Source organism: Salinimicrobium terrae DSM 17865 (assembly GCF_000424665.1).
GTDB classification, from domain to species: domain Bacteria; phylum Bacteroidota; class Bacteroidia; order Flavobacteriales; family Flavobacteriaceae; genus Salinimicrobium; species Salinimicrobium terrae.
This window is the reverse complement of the sequence record NZ_AUKI01000003.1, coordinates 26896-46690: the sequence shown is the minus strand read 5'-3', so window position 1 is coordinate 46690 and position 19795 is coordinate 26896. Positions and strand designations below refer to the sequence as shown.

General features: G+C 39.3%; 19 protein-coding genes. 13 read left to right on the top strand and 6 right to left on the bottom strand.

Features of this window, described 5'->3' with window-relative positions:
- Positions 1-93: 93 nt before the first annotated feature.
- The 6 genes from H148_RS0101290 (at position 94) to H148_RS0101265 (ending at position 8831) form a co-directional block, all read left to right on the top strand.
- On the top strand, positions 94-1212 hold the full coding sequence (locus H148_RS0101290) for an imelysin family protein (protein ID WP_029033178.1): 1119 nt from the start codon (positions 94-96) through the stop codon (positions 1210-1212).
- A gap of 21 nt (positions 1213-1233) precedes the next feature.
- Positions 1234-2598: an HTTM domain-containing protein gene (locus H148_RS0101285; RefSeq protein ID WP_029033177.1), complete on the top strand. Its 1365-nt coding sequence runs from the start codon at positions 1234-1236 to the stop codon at positions 2596-2598.
- Complete coding sequence (locus H148_RS0101280; protein ID WP_029033176.1) at positions 2576-5041, top strand: TonB-dependent receptor domain-containing protein; 2466 nt, start codon at positions 2576-2578, stop codon at positions 5039-5041. The genes H148_RS0101285 and H148_RS0101280 overlap by 23 nt, the downstream gene beginning before the upstream one ends.
- 108 nt (positions 5042-5149) lie before the next feature.
- Complete coding sequence (locus H148_RS0101275; RefSeq protein WP_029033175.1) at positions 5150-6193, top strand: Fe(3+) ABC transporter substrate-binding protein; 1044 nt, start codon at positions 5150-5152, stop codon at positions 6191-6193.
- Entirely contained in the window at positions 6174-7835 is a 1662-nt protein-coding gene (locus H148_RS0101270) for an ABC transporter permease (protein WP_037324465.1), read from the top strand. The genes H148_RS0101275 and H148_RS0101270 overlap by 20 nt, the downstream gene beginning before the upstream one ends.
- A 9-nt stretch (positions 7836-7844) precedes the next feature.
- Complete coding sequence (locus H148_RS0101265) at positions 7845-8831, top strand: ABC transporter ATP-binding protein (protein WP_029033173.1); 987 nt, start codon at positions 7845-7847, stop codon at positions 8829-8831.
- Positions 8832-9141: 310 nt separating this feature from the next.
- On the opposite strand, the gene H148_RS0101255 is transcribed toward H148_RS0101265, so the two are convergent.
- From H148_RS0101255 to H148_RS0101245, 3 genes are all read right to left on the bottom strand, one after another.
- Positions 9142-9876 (bottom strand): DNA-formamidopyrimidine glycosylase family protein, encoded by a 735-nt coding sequence (locus tag H148_RS0101255; RefSeq protein WP_029033171.1) that lies wholly within the window; start codon positions 9874-9876, stop codon positions 9142-9144.
- 69 nt (positions 9877-9945) lie between these two features.
- Positions 9946-10707, bottom strand: a complete 762-nt coding sequence (locus H148_RS0101250; RefSeq protein ID WP_083961531.1) for a DUF72 domain-containing protein — start codon at positions 10705-10707, stop codon at positions 9946-9948.
- Positions 10708-10907: 200 nt separating this feature from the next.
- On the bottom strand, positions 10908-11990 hold the full coding sequence (locus H148_RS0101245; protein ID WP_029033169.1) for a sensor histidine kinase: 1083 nt from the start codon (positions 11988-11990) through the stop codon (positions 10908-10910).
- Positions 11991-12442: 452 nt separating this feature from the next.
- Here H148_RS0101245 and H148_RS0101235 point away from each other — a divergent pair, with 452 nt between their 5' ends.
- The 4 genes from H148_RS0101235 to H148_RS17000 all read left to right on the top strand — a co-directional run bounded on the left by H148_RS0101235 (position 12443) and on the right by H148_RS17000 (position 15825).
- Positions 12443-12808, top strand: a complete 366-nt coding sequence (locus H148_RS0101235; protein WP_029033168.1) for a hypothetical protein — start codon at positions 12443-12445, stop codon at positions 12806-12808.
- 104 nt (positions 12809-12912) lie between these two features.
- On the top strand, positions 12913-13416 hold the full coding sequence (locus H148_RS0101230; RefSeq protein WP_156877180.1) for a hypothetical protein: 504 nt from the start codon (positions 12913-12915) through the stop codon (positions 13414-13416).
- Between the two features lie 96 nt (positions 13417-13512).
- A complete protein-coding gene (locus H148_RS0101225) occupies positions 13513-14469 on the top strand; it encodes a calcium/sodium antiporter (RefSeq protein WP_029033166.1) in 957 nt (318 codons plus the stop codon).
- Positions 14470-14541: 72 nt separating this feature from the next.
- Positions 14542-15825 carry a dicarboxylate/amino acid:cation symporter gene (locus tag H148_RS17000; RefSeq protein WP_051286112.1) on the top strand — a complete coding sequence of 428 codons (1284 nt, stop codon included), beginning with the start codon at positions 14542-14544 and terminating at the stop codon, positions 15823-15825.
- Here the strand turns inward: H148_RS17000 and H148_RS0101215 are convergent.
- Entirely contained in the window at positions 15822-16487 is a 666-nt protein-coding gene (locus tag H148_RS0101215) for a hypothetical protein (RefSeq protein WP_029033165.1), read from the bottom strand. The two genes, H148_RS17000 and H148_RS0101215, sit on opposite strands and share 4 nt — an antisense overlap.
- Positions 16488-16609: 122 nt before the next feature.
- Between H148_RS0101215 and H148_RS18930 the strand changes: the two genes are divergently transcribed.
- Positions 16610-16735, top strand: a complete 126-nt coding sequence (locus tag H148_RS18930; protein ID WP_281169084.1) for a hypothetical protein — start codon at positions 16610-16612, stop codon at positions 16733-16735.
- A 9-nt stretch (positions 16736-16744) separates the two neighbouring features.
- Here the strand turns inward: H148_RS18930 and H148_RS0101205 are convergent, their stop codons facing one another.
- Complete coding sequence (locus H148_RS0101205; protein ID WP_029033164.1) at positions 16745-17266, bottom strand: gamma carbonic anhydrase family protein; 522 nt, start codon at positions 17264-17266, stop codon at positions 16745-16747.
- A gap of 140 nt (positions 17267-17406) precedes the next feature.
- Between H148_RS0101205 and H148_RS0101200 the strand changes: the two genes are divergently transcribed.
- Complete coding sequence (locus H148_RS0101200) at positions 17407-18033, top strand: DUF4403 family protein (RefSeq protein WP_029033163.1); 627 nt, start codon at positions 17407-17409, stop codon at positions 18031-18033.
- An 80-nt stretch (positions 18034-18113) separates the two neighbouring features.
- Here H148_RS0101200 and H148_RS0101195 read toward each other — a convergent pair whose 3' ends face one another.
- Positions 18114-18608 carry a hypothetical protein gene (locus tag H148_RS0101195; protein ID WP_029033162.1) on the bottom strand — a complete coding sequence of 165 codons (495 nt, stop codon included), beginning with the start codon at positions 18606-18608 and terminating at the stop codon, positions 18114-18116.
- Between the two features lie 201 nt (positions 18609-18809).
- On the opposite strand from H148_RS0101195, the gene era reads away from it, so the two are divergent.
- Positions 18810-19700, top strand: a complete 891-nt coding sequence (gene era / locus H148_RS0101190) for a GTPase Era (protein ID WP_029033161.1) — start codon at positions 18810-18812, stop codon at positions 19698-19700.
- Positions 19701-19795 lie beyond the last annotated feature (95 nt).

The following is a 19795-nucleotide window of genomic DNA, read 5'->3' as shown; positions in this document are numbered from 1 at the left end:
AGAGTTATTTAAACCAGGTTTTTTGAAAAGAAAATCTAAAGGATCCCGTGGCTTATAGCAGGCTTTAAAAAAGACTTTTAAAAACATATAAATATGAAATATTTTAAAGTTTCCATTCTTCTCCTATTTACATTTACCCTGAGCTCCTGTAATTCGGATGACGAAGGGAAGAAAACAGATAAAGACAATTTTGACCGTGCTGCCCTTCTTGAGAATTGGGCAGATAATATCATCATTCCCTCCTATGAAAATTTTGCTTCCTATACTTCAGATCTGGAAGCTAAAACAGAAGCTTTTGTGCAGGATCCTTCCGAAGCTGCGCTGATTGACTTGAGGGAATCTTATGAAGAAGCTTACCTTCAGTACCAAACAGTTGCTCTTTTTGGAGTTGGTAAAGCAGAGGCCATTAATTTCAGGATGTTCCTTAATACCTATCCCGTAGACGAAGCTGCTGTGCAGGAGAAAATAGAAAGTGGAAGCTATAATCTTGAATTGCCGTCTTCCTACGATGAGCAGGGTTTTCCCGCTTTGGATCTTCTGTTAAACGGTTTGGCGGCAGAGGATGCAGGCATTCTGGATTTTTATACAACGCATTCCAATGCTTCAGCTTATCTTAACTACCTGCAGGACGTTTCTTCAAGAATAAACGATCTTACACAAGAAGTATTGAGCGATTGGCAGAATTCCTTCCGGGATCAATTTGTTTCCAATACAGCTTCGTCCAATACTGGTGCTGTTGACAGGCTCACTAATGATTATGTAATGTACTACGAAAAGTATTTGAGGACCGGTAAAATCGGAATTCCTGCAGGAGCTTTCACAGGAAATCCCATGCCTGAAACTGTAGAGGCGAAATATTCTAACGGCTTATCAAAAGACCTCTATTTAAAAGCCTTGGAAACAGTACAGAATTTCTTTAACGGAAAACATTTCGACAGCAATGAAACAGGTCCCAGTTACAAGCAATACCTGGATCACCTTAATACAGTCAAGAATTCCACAGACCTTAGCAGCCTCATCAACTCTCAGTTCAATGCTATTGCGCAACAGGCCACAAATCTTAATGATGATTTTGTAGAGCAGGTAAAGACGGAAAACACGGTTATGTTGCAGGCTTTTAATGAACTTCAGAAGAACGTTGTATTGTTAAAAGTGGATATGCTGCAGGCACTTGCCATAAGTGTGGACTACGTGGACACAGATGGAGATTAAAGGGAGTTCTAAAAGAGGGCAATGAAAAAGGCATTTTCAGCATACCTGAATAAAAATTCGGAAGCCGCTCCTTTGGCGGTTTTCCGGATCTTTTTTGGGATCATGATGTTTTTGAGCGTCATTAGATTCTGGTGGCATGGCTGGATAGAGAAGCTTTATATCACGCCGCAATTTTTCTTCTCCTACTATGGATTTGAGTGGGTAAAACCATTGGGAGAATTCACCTATCTTATTTTTATTATTTGTGGGCTTTCTGCTCTGTTTGTCGCTGCAGGTTTCAAATACCGGCTGGCAATTATCACTTTTTTCTTAAGCTTTACCTATATAGAATTGATGGATAAGACCACTTATCTTAACCATTATTTTTTTATAAGTATTCTTAGCTTTCTCATGATCTTTCTTCCGGCAAATGCTTATTATTCGGTGGATGCCTGGCAAAAGCCAAAAAGGGCTTTTCAGAAGATCCCTTCCTGGTGCATTGACAGTATTAAATTATTGATCGCCACAGTCTATTTCTATGCGGGAATTGCAAAGATTAATTCAGATTGGCTATTGGAAGCCATGCCTTTAAAGATATGGTTGCCTTCAAGATATGATTTGCCATTGCTGGGCGACCTGTTGCAACAGGAATGGGTGCATTACTTTTTTAGCTGGTCGGGGATGTTATACGATATTGTTATTCCTTTTTTATTGCTCTACAAACCCACCAGAGTCTTTGCCTTTGTCCTCGTGGTTGTTTTTCACCTGGTGACGAGGATATTATTTCCCATTGGGATGTTCCCTTACATCATGATCGTTAGCGCCCTGATCTTTTTTGATGCCGGTCTCCACCACAGGATCCTTAACTTTCTCTCGGGGTTGTTTAAAATTGCTAAAGGCAGATTTGACAATGGGCGTGAAAAATATTACAGACCCGTAAGAAGAAAGCTGGTAATTTCGGTTTTAAGCTTGTTCTTTTTGATCCAGGTTCTTTTGCCGTGGCGATATTTGCTCTATCCGGGGGAATTGTTCTGGACGGAGGAAGGTTTCCGCTTTTCATGGCGGGTTATGTTAATGGAAAAAGCCGGATACGCGCAGTTTAAGATTGTGAATCAGGAATCCGGAAAGTGGTTTTATGTCAAAAATTCTGATTTTCTCACGCCTTTTCAGGAAAAACAAATGGCAACTCAGCCTGATTTCATTTTAGAATATGCTCATTTCCTCGGGAAACATTATAAAAAGAAAGGGCACAGCAATATTCAGGTTTTTGTGGAAAATCATGTGGCACTGAATGGCCGGAAAAGCACTCTTTACATAGATCCCGAAGTAAACCTACTGGAGCATTGCGATTCCTTTAAAACAAAAACATTCTTACTCCCTTTTCATGACACTATCAAAGGTCTTTAATCTGCTGTTTATATTGTTTTTTATTCCGGTGCAGGCTCAATATGTGTTAGACGGACAAATAATTTCGGCTCAGGATGGCTCCCCGGTTCCGGAAGCTGAGGTTTATAACAACACGACCGGAGAATTGAAGGTAGCTAATCAGGAAGGAAAATTCCGATTTGAAGATCTCAAAACGGGAAGTTACGAGCTCACGATCTTTAGTTTCCAATATGAAATTGAAGTGCAAAAGGTAGATATTCCCTTGGACGAATCAGTAAAAATTGAACTTAGTGTATTGTCCAATAATCTCTCTGAAGTCGTACTTACCGAGCGCCGAAAAAAGCTTTTTTCGCTGCGCAATCTTAGGCAGGTCGAAGGCACCGCTATTTACTCTGGTAAGAAAAGTGAGGTGGTATTACTTGAGGAGCTAACGGCAAACTTAGCGACGAACAATGCCCGCCAGATCTATAGTCAGGTCGTTGGTCTCAATATTTATGACAACGGCGATGCCGGCCTGCAACTGAATATTGGTGGGCGTGGATTAGACCCTAACAGGACCCAAAATTTTAATACCAGACAAAATGATTATGATATTTCTGCAGATGTTCTAGGCTATCCTGAAAGTTACTACACCCCGCCGGCAGAAGCTTTAAGTGAGATACAAGTGGTGCGTGGTGCTGCCTCCCTGCAGTACGGAACCCAGTTCGGCGGATTGATCAACTTTAAATTCAAACAGCCTTCCTATAAAAAATTTGAACTCATTTCCCGGCAATCTACAGGATCTTATAATCTCTTTACCAGTTTCAACAGCTTAAGCGGAACCCTGGGAAACTTCAGTTACTACACCTATTATAATTATAAAACAGGAGAAGGCTTCCGGCCTAATTCAGAATATGATTCCCACAATGCTTTCGTTCATCTAGGGTATAGACTTGGTGAAGGAACGAAGCTATCCTTTGAGTATACTTTACTTGATTATCTTGCACAACAACCTGGCGGACTTACAGATGCGCAATTTTATCGGGATCCCTCTTACAGTAACAGGTCCAGGAACTGGTTTGATGTGAACTGGAACTTGTTGGCTTTAAAGTTGGAACACAAAATTCTAACGGATACAGATCTCAGTCTGAACATCTTTGGACTGGATGCTTCCCGCAAAGCAGTAGGCTATCGGGAGAACCGGGTTTCTCAACCCGATGATCCTGAAGCGCCACGGGAATTACTTTCAGATGAATTCAACTACTGGGGAGCTGAAGCAAGAATCCTTACCAGATATGACCTTTTTGAGGAGTCTGTTTTTTTAATAGGTACTAAATATTACAAGGCCAAAAACCTACAGCAACAGGGACCCGGCACCACAGGATCCGGTCCGGATTTTTCTTTTGCCACAGCCGAGTTTCCTAATTATTCCAGACAGTCCAACTTTGAATTTCCAAATGAGAATATTGCTGTTTTCGGAGAAAACATCTTCAATTTCACAAATAAACTTTCCCTTACTCCGGGCTTCAGGTTTGAATATATAAATACAGAAAGCAGGGGAACCTACAGGGATATTTTTCTTGATTTGGCCGGGAATGTCCTCAAGAACGAAGCACTTACAGACAACCGCGGCTTTGAACGCAGTTTTGTACTCCTGGGAGTAGGAGCAGGATATGAAATGTCTGATAGTGTCGAGATTTATGCTAATTTTTCACAGAATTATCGTTCTGTAACCTTCAGTGATATAAGGGTTGTTAATCCCGTTTTTCAGGTTGACCCGAACATAACTGATGAAACCGGGTTCACTTCAGATGTGGGGATCCGTGGAAGGTGGAGAAATATTTTATCCTATGATGCCAGCATTTTCGGTTTGAAATATAATGACCGGATAGGGGAGGTGCTACGAGCAGAAACCCGTGAGAATTTTCAGGGGGAACAGGAAGAAACCGGAAGGGTGATAAGATTTCGCGGCAATATAGGAGACGCATTCATTTATGGACTGGAAACCTTTGCCGACTGGAATTTACAAACAAGTTTTTTTCCGGAAGCTGAGGACTACATGGCCAGGGTATTTGTAAACAGTGCCTTTACCAGTTCAGAATATATACAGTCCGAACAGACCAACGTAGAGGGGAATAAAGTAGAATTCATACCTGCTGTTAATTTAAAAACAGGTCTGAATTTCGGTTATCGAAATATGCTGGGTGCCTTGCAATACACTTATCTTTCAAAACAATTTTCAGACGCAACCAATGCCCCGCAGAATATAAATGATTCCCAACGCGGAATTGAAGGGGTTATTCCCGCTTATGGTATCCTGGATCTTTCCCTGTCCTATTCGTATCACAGGTATAAGATCGAAAGCGGAATCAATAATCTACTGGATAACATCTATTTTACCCGACGGGCGACAGGATACCCGGGGCCCGGGATCATTCCTGCTCAACCTCTTACCTGGTATGTAACATTGCAGGTAAGACTATAGATTAATTTTTTACAGAAATCGGGCTCGACCGGCTTGATTCTTCTGAAGGTTTTATTTAAACCAGGTCTAAATAATTATATTTGTCACACTTAAAAATTAAAAGAAGTAATGAAGAGATTCTTATTAGCATTAGCGACCATGGCGGTTTTAACGGGCTGCAAAAACGAAAAACAGGAGACGACTGCTGCTTCGGAAAAATCTGGAGAAGTGAACGTTTACACTCACAGGCATTATGCTGCCGATCAAGAGTTATTCAAGCAGTTTGAGGAAAAAACCGGTATTAAAGTAAATGTCATAAATGCCAATGCAGATGAATTGATCCAGAAGATGAAAATTGAAGGGGAACATTCTCCGGCCGACGTACTAATCACAGTAGATGCAGGCAGGCTTACCCGTGCAAAGGATCAGGAGTTGCTACAGACAATTGATTCCGAGATCTTGGACAACACTATTGCATCTCATCTTAAAGATCCAGATAACCAGTGGTTCGGTCTTACAAAAAGAGCCCGGATCGTAGCTTATGCACCCGAAAGAGTGGACAGTACGCAGCTTTCAACCTATGAAGATCTGGCTACAGAGAAGTGGGAGGACAGGATCCTTATCCGTTCTTCCGAAAATATCTATAACCAATCCTTGCTGGCTTCCATTATTGCCCACAGTGGAGAAGCAGCAGCAAAGGAATGGGCAGAAGGCATGGTGGAAAGTATGGCGCGGGCGCCAAAAGGAAATGATCGGGATCAGGTCAAAGCTGTAGTGGCCGGAGAAGGCGATATAGCTATCGTCAACACTTATTATATTGGTAATCTATTAAATTCTGAAAATCCCGAAGAAGTAAAGGCCGGAGAATCGGTTAAGATATTCTTCCCAAATCAGGAAGGGCGGGGAACTCACATCAACGTAAGTGGTGCCGGGGTTGCCCGTAATGCTCCCAATAAAGAGAACGCAATAAAATTTATTGAGTTCCTGGTTTCCAAAGAAGCTCAGGAGGTATTCGCAAATTCCAATTATGAATATCCTGTAAACGAAGAAGTGGAACCGGCCCAATTACTACAGAGTTGGGGTGAGTTTAAAGAAGATCGTCTAAACCTTTCCGAACTCGGAGAACATAACAAAGAAGCCGTGTTGATATTTGATGAAGCAGGCTGGAAGTAAGAACATATTTTCCTATCAGTACCGGTTAAAGCGATTGAAACGGGATAGCAATAAGTGGGCGCTGCTTACTGTTGCCATCCTGGTCTTCATCGCTTTACCTGTTGTAACTATTGGTATAGAATTATTTTCGGGACCGGGGGAAACCTGGGGGCATATTGTAGATAATTTGCTGCCAGACTACCTGTGGAATTCCCTGTTCCTCATCCTTGCCTGTGGAATTCTTGTACTTCTTTTCGGCGTTTCTACCGCCTGGTTGGTTGCCAGATTTGAATTTCCTTTAAGGAAGCAATTGGAATGGCTGCTTATCCTGCCCCTCGCCATTCCAGGATACATAGTGGCTTATGCCTATGCCGGGATCTTTGATTACGGCGGATCATTTCAACTCCTGCTCGAAGCCGCAGGGCTGGAATTTGTGCGGATTGATATAATGAATAAATTCGGACTTGCTTTTGTGCTGGGGATCTCTCTCTTTCCCTATGTCTATGTAAGTTCCAGAGCTTTTTTTATAAATCAGGCCAACAGTCTGCTTGAAGCTTCTGAAATGCTTGGAGTAGGGCAGTTCAAGACCTTTTTTAGATTAATGCTTCCTATGGCGCGCCCGGCAATTGTCGCTGGATTAATCCTGGTTTTAATGGAAGTGCTCAACGATTATGGAGCTGCAAAATATTACGGCGTAAATACATTTACTGTAGGGATCTTCAGGTCTTGGTTTGCACTGGAAGAACCTGAGACAGCGGTTTATCTTTCGGCTCTCCTCATAGTTATCGTCTTCACCCTTATTCTGCTTGAGAAATTTCAAAGACGGAAGGTACAATTCAACAGTAACAGAAGCAATAACAGGTCAATTGACAGGAAAAAACCGGGTAGGCGGCAACAAGTGTTGATTTTTATAGCTGTATTGATTCCGGTGCTGTTAGGATTTATATTTCCATTAAGTCAATTGATCTTTTGGGCGGTTCTAACCTTTGATAAAGTATTTGATGCGTCTTTTCTTGCCCTTTCATTGCAAAGTTTCTGGATAGCGTGTCTAACCGCCTTTGTGACGGTGGTAATGGCAATCACTCTCATTTATTTTTCTAAATGGAGCCGGTTAGGTTTTATAAAAAATATTGCTAAACTGGGAGTGCTGGGCTATGCCATTCCGGGAGCCGTAATTGCCATTGGGATCATGATTCCAATGATCTCGATCGATAAATGGCTTATCTCCTTTTTTGACAGATTTTTTAATATGGATGTAGGTCTGCTAATAACAGGTACGGTTGTGGCCCTCATCTATGCATATGTGGTGCGGTTTCTTGCCGTGGCCTATAATCCTATTGAATCTACATCCTTAAAAGTAAGCAATACTATTCCAGATTCTTCCCGAATTTTGGGAGTAGGAAATATCAGCACCTTTTTTAAAATTGAGTTTCCATTGATAAGAACCGGGATTGCCAGTGCTTTCATTCTGGTTTTTATTGATGCATTAAAAGAATTACCTTTGACTCTTATCCTAAAACCTTTTCATGTCAACACCCTGGCAGTGAAAGCTTACGAATATGCAAGCGACGAAATGGTTATGGAAGCCGCTATTCCTTCTTTGTTCATTATTGTTACCGTCATGTTACCGGTAATATTTCTTAACCGAATGCTTATAAAATAGAAACAGATCATGTTGGAGATCCATTCGCTTTCAAAAAGTTACGATAAGGGAAAATCGTTTGCTCTTAAAAATGTTTCTTTCAATCTCAATGAAGGAGATGTTTGCGCACTGGTGGGTGAAAGCGGAAGTGGAAAAACAACTCTCGTGCGCCTTATAGCCGGATTAGAAACTCCCGATGCCGGAAATATTGTCCTTAATGGAGAAATGTTTTCTTCCCTGCATAATTTCGTGCCGCCGGAGAAAAGAAAGGTGGGATTGGTTTTTCAGGAATACGCTCTCTTTCCGCATATGACCCTCTTTAAAAATGTGTTGTACGGGATCTCCAGGCAAAAGAATAAAAAGATTAGGGCTCAGGAGGTTCTTGATCTGGTAGGACTGGGAGAAATGAAAGAGAGATATCCTCACCAATTATCAGGAGGTCAGCAGCAAAGAGTGGCTCTTGCTAGAGCCCTTGCCCCCAATCCTTCTCTTTTGATCCTGGATGAGCCATTCAGTAATCTTGATGCCATGTTACGGGCTCAATTACGGAATGAGATCTTTGAGATTGTAAAAAAAACGGGGGTGACTGCTATTTTTGTTACTCATGATACTCAGGATGCTTTAGCGGTAGCCGATGAGATTCTCATCTTACAGAAAGGGGAATTAATCCAGAAAGATGAGGCAGCCAACTTATATATCAAACCCAACTCCATTTATGTTGCTTCTCTATTCGGAAACACTATACACCTGAGCCAGGAGTTACAATCGGCATTCAAATGTCCTTTGAATCCCAAATGTTCACATGCTATAAGGCACGAGAATTTTGCTATAAATGAAGAATGTGAACACGTAACTCATGCAAGGGTTATCAAAAGGACCTTTCTGGGAAATAAAACTCAGTTGCTGTTGAAACTTGATAGTGGTCAAAATCTAGCGGTATTTACTAAAGACGGTAACGTGGCTGATAGAATAAAAATAGGATTTAATTCCACAGATGTACTTGAATTCAACAATTAGAAACGATTGTAAATTAATAAATCATAAACCTTTGTTCCCGCTTTGAGCATGGGAAGGAAAATCTGCGTTGTAAGGGAAGCTTCTGGAGATTTTAAAAGGATTTTTTGACAGAAGAATTTCTACAGAAAGAGAATAACAAGGGGAGAGCAAGGGGAGAGTAAGGGGAAAAGTTCTTTTATCATATTTTTGCTTTACATGTTCTGCGGCTACAGGCAAAAAAGGACTGAGAGCCTCCTGATCCCTTGAATTTAATTTACAAGCCCATTTTGTCCGACTCTTATTTTATTGCTCCGTTTAAAGATTAAACGCTTTAGGTATATAATACCTGACAATTAGCACAGATAAAACTTCTGCGTTTTTTAACTCCTGTCTGTTTTTTTATTATTGGAAGATTGCATCTTAAACATTCCTTTTTGGTGTGTGCCAGCCAATGTTTCTTTAACTCATGAGCTTTTTTCCAGTCCAAAAACTGAAAACTGTAAATACGGGTTTCATCAATGAGTTTATTGAGTTTTACCTTTGGGATTTTCCCTGTCATGGATTCAGGATGTAAACGAACCCGATAAAGAATTTCATTCTTGATGATGTTACCGACTCCTGCAAAAATATCCTGGTCTAAAAGGGCATCGCAGATTAGTAATTCGGGTATTTCTTTTAATTTGGCTTTAGCCTTCTCTCTATCCCAATGCGCATTCATTACATCTGAGCTCCAGTCGTAATGTTCATTAATGTCTCCTTCAAGATATTTTACTGAGCAGGCATATAAATTAATTTCCCCATTTTTAAATTTGAGGTGAAGCCTTATGTTTCTGTCGGGCTTCTTTTCATCTATTGTATAACTGCCAAACATTAAGAAATGAACCTTCAGTGTAAATCCGTCGAAGCAGATGAGAAAGTGCTTTCCCCAACTTTTAAACTCAATGATCTTCTTATTAAGGAAACGATTCTGGTCAATTTTACTATTCCCGTCAACCGCAATAACTTTTTTTCCGACAAATTTTGCCGTCGCTTCTTTGACTAATATGATAGAGGGTCCTTCGGGCATATATTTTCATTGGATTAAAAGAAATTCTGGTGCTTTGTGTTGTTATAGTATATCATATCCTATCAGAATTTAATCCTGAACAAAACGAGTAAGTGTTTTCAGATTATTAAACGCATCACCCATGGTATTATTAAAATATACATAGACTGTTTTCCCTTCCTCTATCCACTCATTTACAAGAGTAGCGTGTTCTATTAAAAAATCTTCTGAATAGCTCTCCCGATAATTTCCTGTTGGCCCATGAAATCTAAAATACAGAAAATCGGAATTATGGTCTAGGAAAGGTGTTGCAGATTTAGGGATATCATGTATGACTATTGTCGCTTTGTGAAAATCCAATAGTTCATAAGTTTCCTCGTGATACCAGGAATTATTTCGAAACTCTACAGCAAATTTCCAGTCGTGTGAAGGATTTGATTCAGTAATACAGCTTAACAATTTTTCTAATTGCTTCGCGTGTTCTATCCCAATGCTCGGGGGAAACTGAATGAGCAAACATCCTTTCTTTTCATTGACAGAGTTGATGGAATTAAAGAAAGCAACAATATCCTCTTTATTGAAATTTAACCCTTTGTTGTGTGTAATTTCTTTCCATAATTTAAATGTAAACCTAAAGTTTTCCGGTACCGATGTTGCCCATCTTGCGACTGTTGCCGGTTTCGGAACTTTATAAAACGTACTATTAAATTCTATGCTATTAAAGAAAGATGCGTAAAATGTCAACCTACTGGCATTTTCATAAGGAGGAGGAAATAGATATTTGGGGATTGGCAACTGCAAGCCGCTAAGACCAGAATAAAAAGGATGCTGGATATCATGAGTAGTATTCACCTAATGTTCAGTTTTGCTATCCCAGATCCTGGTGTCTTTCCCTTGCCGGTCTATCTCTTTGAAGTAGCTGTATAAGTTATTATATAATTTCCTTGCCTTCCAGATCTAAGATCAGGTGGAGGCAATTCATATCCTGATACTTCTGAAGCTTTCTATCCTGGAAACATGAGATTTTAATATTAATATCTGACTTTGGTAATCTACTCATTCTCATGCTTAAAAAATACCTGGAAACTGGTTCCTTTTCCAACAGTACTATTGACTTCAATCCAGGCTTTATTGGCTTCGAGCATCTTTTTGATGATATACAATCCCATACCTGTTCCCTCTATCTCTTTATTTATTCTTGAAGACTTCTCAAAGATTTTTTCCTGATCCTCTTGGTCAATTCCAATACCATTGTCCTCGACACTGAAGACCACAGAGCCTTTTACTTGGAAAGTATTTATATCAATAACAGAAGTACGGTCATGATCCCGATACTTAATAGCATTATGCAATAGATTATAAATTATGCTCCTTAGATTATTCTTTGGAAATATAATTTTTGGAGCTTTAAAATTCTTATTAATAGTAATATTATTGTTTTTAATTTCATCTCTAAGAGCATCCAGAACATTTTGACTGATGATTTCAAGATCGATGAGATCTTCGCTCTGTTGTAGATTTGCTTCTCCGTTCAGGGCATACTCATTTAACAGAGAATTAATTCCATCAGAGGTGGTTTCTAACCTGTCTAACATAAGATTGAACTGCTCCTTATCCTTTCGCTTGTACGTTTCCCTAAGTCCGGTGGTAAGCAACTTAAGAGTTGATATAGGTTGTTTTACATCATGAGATAATGCGTATAGTAATACCTGATGTTGTGCATTGACTTTTTCCAGCTCTTTTATGGCATTTAACCTTTTATTAATATCAACGAATGTGACTATTACCCCATTTGTACTATCATCTTCATGATCCACGTACGGCACGATATTCATTTGAAACCAGTTGCCTTCTGTAGTTTGGATTTCCTTTTCAAATACATGATTAGTGGTTATTACCTCCTGTATATTTTCAGCAATTGTAGGATATCTGATGTTATCTTTTACATCTTCAATATTTCTGCCGATATCATCATAGGACAATGAAAATTGTTTCATTGCCGGCGGAGTAAAAACTCTTAAAATCATGTCTGCATCTACAAACAATTGAGGAATAATAGTATTAGAAAAATAATTGGCGAGGTCAAAATTTAAGTTCCGTAGTTGAAGGATATCTTTTTTTGATTGTTTAGACATAAATGGGCATTTGGATTAACCTTAGTTCAATTTGTCTTAGTTGATTGATTCAATTCTCCGCACTTCTTCAGTTGTACTACCGAAAAACTGGTTTCCAATCCAAAGATATGTATTTCCATAATTTTCGAAATACAGTTCATCACCCCCCGAAAGGCTAATTTTGACAAATTAGATTAAATTATTAACGTTTTACCTTGAAATAAATAGTTACACTGATTTTATTATTTGACCTTCTTTCATCATTTTCTATTATGGGATTTAATAATCTTGTTCGGGATAAGGAGCAGGAAATTTTAACTTATTCAGCTCCTGGACAAATTTGAAGTTACTGTCCAGACTCAAATTTTAGATTCTCCTATGGCTTTTTTACGTTTGGAAATTGCGGAAAAATTATTTTTTTGGTTGTTGATTAACGCATGTTTTTTTAACATAACTATGTAGTACATTTGATCATGAAAATGCTGAAAAATATTTTTATATCACCCCGGGTGGTTCTCCTGTTCCTGATGCTTTTCGGCAACAGTAACTCAATATTTTCAGCTAATCAAGGTTTTCTAACTTCCGAAGATCGCGATGGTCTGCAGGAATTAATAAGTACTCCGTTAGCAGGAGAGGAGGTTGAAAATCTTTTCGATTTTATTCTCCCGAGTCAGAAGAGCCTGGTTTTTGTAAAAGGATCTTTTTATTTCCCTGAACTTTTTGAGGCACACAGTGCAAATCATACTACTACTTCTCTTCATTATCTTAAACGTTCCCACAATATTGTTCCAGGTTTGGGGGTGAAGGAGATAATTTTTCCCTTTCATGTCTTTCTTTAGATTGAATTAGCTCATAAAATGGCAAAGGTGAAATTCACCTTTCCTGGTACCTTCAACTGTTGATAGGTACAATAATGCAGTATTTAAAATTTAAATTTAAAGAAATGAAACTTGATATATTATTCGTCGACTTTGTCCTCGTGGCAGCAGTATTTTTATCTTATTTTCTTTTTATTCTGATTGGTCGAAAAGAATCCGGCAGATTAAAAAATAAATTTTCAGAAGAAACCAAGAAGCATCAGCTTCGTTTTGAGGAAAAAGATAGTTGGAACAATAACATTATTGGCCTTGACAAAGAAAAAAACAAGATTTTACTGGTTCAAAAAAAGAGAACAGAACTGGTTTCAGAAATTATTGATCTTAAGCAGGTATGCACGTGCGAAATTCTTCAGGAAGTCCAGACCTTGAAAATAGAACAACGTACAGAGACCATCCTGCAACGATTAGATCTCCAGTTGAAGTTGCATAACGGTACAATGCAGATTGTAAACCTTTACAACTGTGAAGAAACTTATATGCAGGATTATGAATTGAAACATGCAGAAAAGTGGAATCGTACCATCAATGCGTTAATTAGTTTGCGTCCAAATTTAAATTCTGCTGCGTAAAGGTTTGAGAAGAAAAGAGATAGCTTTCGGGTGATCTCTTCTCCTTAATAATGTGCTTAAAAAAAATAATTTAACTATATTTTCCTAAAATTATTCATGATACTACAATTTTTACTGCTTGTAATTGGGCTTATACTACTAATAAAAGGGGCAGGATGGCTTGTGGAAAACTCCTCTGCCTTCGCCCGTAAGAAAAAGATATCCGATCTCGCCATTGGTCTTACCATAGTAGCTTTTGGAACCTCGGCACCAGAGCTGGTGGTGAACGCGGTTGCGGCCTATCAAGGACACGAGGATATTGTCTTTGCCAATGTGATTGGAAGTAATAACTTCAACCTTCTGTTTATCCTGGGAGTGGCAGGGTTGATTTCTCCTCTGTTAGTTCAACAAACAACTGTATGGAAAGAAATTCCGATCTCCTTACTTGCTGCTGTAGTACTTTATTTTCTGGTTAATGACTTTTTTGTTGATCAGGAAGGTTCTTTAGGCAGGTGGGATGCTTTAGTTCTAATTCTATTCTTTCTGGCGTTTCTTTTTTATGTCTATAAGCAATTAAAAGACGTGCCCGCGACCTCTGTTGGGGTAGAGAAGGAAAAGTCTAATACTAAAATCTTCGGATTTATTATTCTTGGACTTGCAGGTTTAATCCTGGGAGGAAGGCTGGTTGTAGAAAGTGCCATGCAAATTGCCGGAACTCTTGGAGTGAGTGAGAAGATCATTGGTATTACCATTGTGGCCGCCGGTACTTCCTTGCCCGAGTTAGCCACTTCTGTTATTGCGGCTTTTAAGAAGAACAATGACATCGCAGTGGGTAACATCATTGGCTCGAACATCTTTAATATTTTCTTTATCCTGGGGCTAAGTGCGCTGCTGAGGCCAATTGGCTATGATGCTGTTTTTAATACTGACCTCTATCTCCTGTTTGGAGGTACCGCTCTGTTGTTTTTATTCATGTTCCTTGGTGGAAAGAGAACGCTCGAAAGATGGGAAGCGGGTGTATTACTTCTAATTTACCTAGTCTATACAACTTATCTGGTTCTTAAAGAGATATGAAATTTGAATTAAGCCTGTCCTGTTTAAGGGTATAAATTATCTCTGAAGGTTATGAGGAAAAAAAATATCCCTATGCACTGGCAAATCCTCATAGGGATGAGCTTCGGTGTATTAGTAGGTCTGGCTTTGGCGCAGTTTACATGGGGTCCTTCTTTTGTCCGGGATTGGATTAAACCTTTCGGCAACATTTTTATTAATGCACTGAAGCTAATTGCAGTTCCTCTTATCCTTGCCTCCCTTATCAAAGGTGTTTCTGATCTTAAGGATCTTTCTAACCTTTCAAAAATGGGATTCCGGACGGTCTTTACTTTTATTCTCACCACTATAACAGCAGTTTGTATAGGTTTAATTCTGGTCAACCTCATTGAACCGGGTGCTTCTATTTCAGAAGAAACAAGAATGGATCTCCTTTCAAGCTATGAAACTGAGGCTTCAACAAATATTTCTAAAGCTGTAGTACAGCAGGAGACTGGTCCTTTACAGGGTATTGTGGATATTGTACCCGAAAATTTCATGGGAGCCGCTGCAGATAACAGAAATATGCTCCAGGTGATATTCTTTGCTCTTATGGTGGGAGTGGGGTTAATACTTATTCCAGGAGATACGGCAAAACCGGTAAAGGATTTCTTCGATAGTTTTAACGAGGTTATCCTTAAGATGATTGATGTTATCATGATGGCCGCACCTGTAGGGGTGTTTGCCCTTTTAGCGACTCTGGTTATTGATGCCCCCAGCCTGGACCTTTTTGCGGCCCTGGGCATGTATGCCATTACTGTTATTCTGGGATTGCTCCTAATGATCGGTGTTTATGCGCTAATGGTATATTTCTTTACTAAGAGATCACCTCTCTCCTTTTTCAGGGGGATAGCTCCTGCTCAATTACTGGCCTTTTCAACAAGTTCCAGTGCCGCGACCCTTCCGGTAACTATGGAAAGGGTGACGGAACATCTTGGGGTGCCAAAGGAAGTGGCGAGTTTTGTTCTTCCGGTTGGAGCGACTATAAATATGGATGGAACAAGCCTCTACCAGGCCGTTGCAGCAGTTTTTATAGCCCAGGCTTTTGGACTTGAACTTTCTCTTGGCACCCAATTAGGAATTATACTTACTGCGACGCTGGCCTCAATAGGATCTGCCGCAGTACCGGGTGCCGGAATGGTAATGCTGGTGATCGTACTGGCCCAGGCGGGAATACCGGAAGCCGGTTTAGCCCTTATCTTCGGGGTTGACAGACCACTTGATATGTGTAGGACTGTTGTAAATGTCTCGGGGGATGCAGCTGTTTCCAGTTTAGTGGCCAAAGCTGTGATCATCAATACACCTCCGGTTTCCGTAGGTTTAAAGGAAGTCCGGGTTTAGTTGTTTGGAGGAAAAATGGAATTCATTTCTATATTGGAATAATTGATTTTTTGATCATCCCATGGCACCACCTTTTCTTCTGAATCCAAATGAAAACCGGGATCAACGTGTTTGTCTATCACCACTGAACTTTCGTTGGTAATAATCCAAAATAATTTGATTTGGCCCTCCCCGGATTTTTTGATCCAAATATATTGCTGCCACGTATCATTTTTTGATTCATATTCCAGATTCAAGGCAACTTCATCTCCTTGCAAAGGAATGTCAAAAGCCGAAGGATTGTGAGGTTTTAAATCACCTAAATCGGTTAATCTTCCTTCTTGTGAGGGTTGGAAAGATCCCATGGCAGAGTAATTGAAGAAAACATTTCTTCTTAACCTTAAGTTTTTAATTGGATCTTTTCCATTGAGCGAGATAAGGACCATAGCCACAGAATCCTCCATTTTTGGAATTATGCTCGCCTGTGGATAACTGTAAATTCCTCGAGAAATTAATTCTTCCGAAAGTTGCTGATTCTTATTCTCCAGAACCCTGATTTCCTCAAGTTTTTCATCAAGCAGTTCTTCCGATTTTAAATTTTCTTTTTTAATGCCAAGGAAGAAAGAAGCTGCTGCCACTATCAGCAAGATAACTGCCCATACAAAATCTGAATTGACCTTCATTAATAACTGTGAGGATTTTGGTACAATATAAGATTAATCACGAAACATTTTGTAAAGGAAATTATTTCCATAGTCTGTTGCTTCTGGCACTTTATTTGCGTTTCAAGACGTAAAATGGATCTATGTCAAAACATGATATCATAAAACTTATAAATAATTCCAATGTGCGTTTTATTGGTTTGTTTATCCTTGCAGCTGTGGCAGGAATTATTCTTATTCTTTCCCTGCACAGGTTGTGGTCTCTCTAGCAGTAGGTTTTAACCTTGCTTTTCCTCAAACCAGCTACTGTACATTATGTAATTTGCTGCTGTCTTTTTCAAATTAGCAATCTGTTCTTTAGACAATTTCTTTATCTTTTTTGCAGGAACTTCTGCATAAATATGTCCGGCTTCACAAACTGTCTTTTCTAATACTACTGCCCCAGCTGCTATTATACAGCCTTCCTGTACTACGGCATCATCCATAACAATTGCTCCCATTCCTATTAGCACGTTGTCTTCTACCCGGCAACCGTGAACAATAGCCCGGTGCCCAATAGAAACATCATTGCCAATGGTAGTGGCTGCCTTCTTGTAGGTGCAGTGAATTACAGCTCCATCCTGGATGTTCGTCCTGGAACCTATGCGAATCGAATTTACATCTCCTCTTACTACGGCAGTAAACCATATTGAGCAGTCCCTACCCATTTCAACGTCTCCAACAACAGTAGCATTATCGGCTATAAAACAGTTTTCCCCAAACTGCGGATTTTTTTCTTCTACTGGAAGAATGAGTGGCATAAAAGATGGTTTTAAGATTTGTAAAAATACAAAACCCATTACTCATCATCTTCTTTCCGTTAAAAATTTCTAAGCTTTAAAAGGAAGTTGACTGGGAATTTGAAATTCATTATCTTTTATTTTTATGCAACTGAACAACTATGGAAGGAACAAGTTCTGAAAATAAGTATAACGTAATTCTAGGATTGCCGGTAAAAATTGATTATAAGGTACTTGAGACTTATCTTCAAAAGAAATTACTGGGTAAGGTTCTTAGTAAAGGCAAGGCGAATGGAGAAACTTCAGACCATGCACGAATTCAAATGATCAACCTTGTGCGCAGTCCTTTGGAAGATTTTGATCTGGCCGTTCATGTACAGTTAAATCTTCTAACAACATTTTTTAAAAATAAGGTGATAAAAGCCGTGGTGCATCTTTCCCTCTCTTTTAAGGAAATAGACCAGGAGGTACAGATTCGCCGGTACAAACTTGAAGGGGTAAAAAACGGATGGTTTGTTGATAAGGTGGTGGAGACCCTTATCAATAACTTTATGTATTCCAAATTAAAGGAAAAAATGAAATTTGATATACGCCCTATAGTACTTGAAAAGCTTGAAACACTAAATCAGCGATTCGCTGCCGGTCTCGAGGTAGCAGATGGGATGAACATTACAGGGAAGATCAATGAATTCCGGGTTCAGGAGATTATTCCGGGACAGCGAACCTTACTTATCTCGGTGAAAATTCTTGGAAATAACGTGCTGAATATTAAAAGTATAGATATTTAAAAAAATATTCCCATAGTACCTTTTTTGAATACTATGGGAATAGATGTATTTTGAAAATTCTGAATTTGTGGCGAGTCGACCTATATGTCTTCCCTGTTGCTGTCAATGATATTTTTACGAATTTCGTCGTGTTTGTTCATCATTTCTTCGTGCTCATTTCTCATGTTGCTGTGCTCTTCCATCATGGTACTATGCACCTCTTTCATCTTTGAAATCTGCGCTTTCATCTCCGAACTGCTCAAATTTCCAAAGTTATTCTTAAGATCCTGATGTCCATCCATTAATTCCTCATGGCCCGCCAGAATTCCTTCATGTTTTTTGATAATCACTTCATTTTGTGCCATTTGATCGAAAAAAGTAGAATCTGAAACCTGTAAAGTATCCAACTGTTCCAAAAGCTCCTGGTGATTTTGCTGAATTGTTTGATGCGTAGACTCAAATTCTGAATGTACGGCCTGGAGGCTATCGTTTTGCACCATTAGCTCATCAAACTCCTGGGAAAGACTTTCTTTTTCGTCATCACCACATGAAGCCAAAAGACCAATGGTGAAAAACAAGATCATAATTTTTTTCATTATTTTCTAATTTTGGTAATTAATAGTTTCAAATTTACAAAAGTGAACCTCTACTAGTTATAATAATCTGTTAAAAGGAGTTGCGTGGGGAAATGGTTCTACTGTAGGGAACATCTTTATTCGCTCTGGAAAAACGACTTGTCCTCTCCATGTGGTTACCTCGTATTATAAATAAGTATCTTTGTAAAGAAAAAAGGAATTATGTCGCATAAAGCTGGATTTGTTAATATTATTGGAAACCCTAACGTGGGGAAATCCACTCTTATGAATGCCTTTGTTGGGGAAAAATTGAGCATTATTACCTCTAAAGCTCAAACCACGAGGCATCGCATCCTTGGAATTGTAAATGGAGAAGATTTCCAGATGATCCTCAGTGATACTCCGGGGATTATTAAACCTGCTTATCAACTTCAGGAGTCTATGATGGATTTTGTAAAATCTGCTTTTGAAGATGCCGATGTTTTGATCTATATGGTAGAAATCGGAGAAAAGGAACTTAAGGATGAATCTTTCTTCCACAAGATCATAAATTCAGAAATTCCTGTTTTACTGCTTCTTAACAAGATCGATAAATCCAATCAGGAACAGCTGGAAGAGCAGGTGCAGTTGTGGCAGGAAAAGGTTCCTAATGCCGAGATCTTTCCCGTTTCTGCGTTACAAGGATTTAATGTGCCCCAGGTGTTCAACAGGATCGTGGAACTTCTGCCCGATTCTCCTCCCTTTTATCCAAAAGACACCCTTACAGATAAGCCGGAGCGCTTTTTTGTCAATGAGATCGTCCGGGAGAAAATCCTTCTGCATTACAAAAAAGAAATTCCATACAGTGTTGAAATAGACACTGAAGAATTTTTTGAAGAAGAAGAGATCATCCGTATGCGGAGCATTATTATGGTAGAAAGGGAAACCCAAAAAGGAATTATAATTGGTCACAAAGGTGCTGCTTTAAAGAGAGTGGGAGTAGAGGCGCGGAAAGATCTGGAAAAGTTCTTTGGAAAGCAGGTGCATCTGGAGCTATATGTAAAGGTTAATAAGAACTGGCGCAGTGATTCAAAACAGTTGCGCCGATTTGGGTACTCGGGAGATAAGAAATAAAGTTTCATTTCTTTTCTTCGGCTTTTTAATTCGGTACCTCTACATTTTTTTTCAGAAGATTTTTGAACTCTGTTATTCCTGAAATTTAGACAACT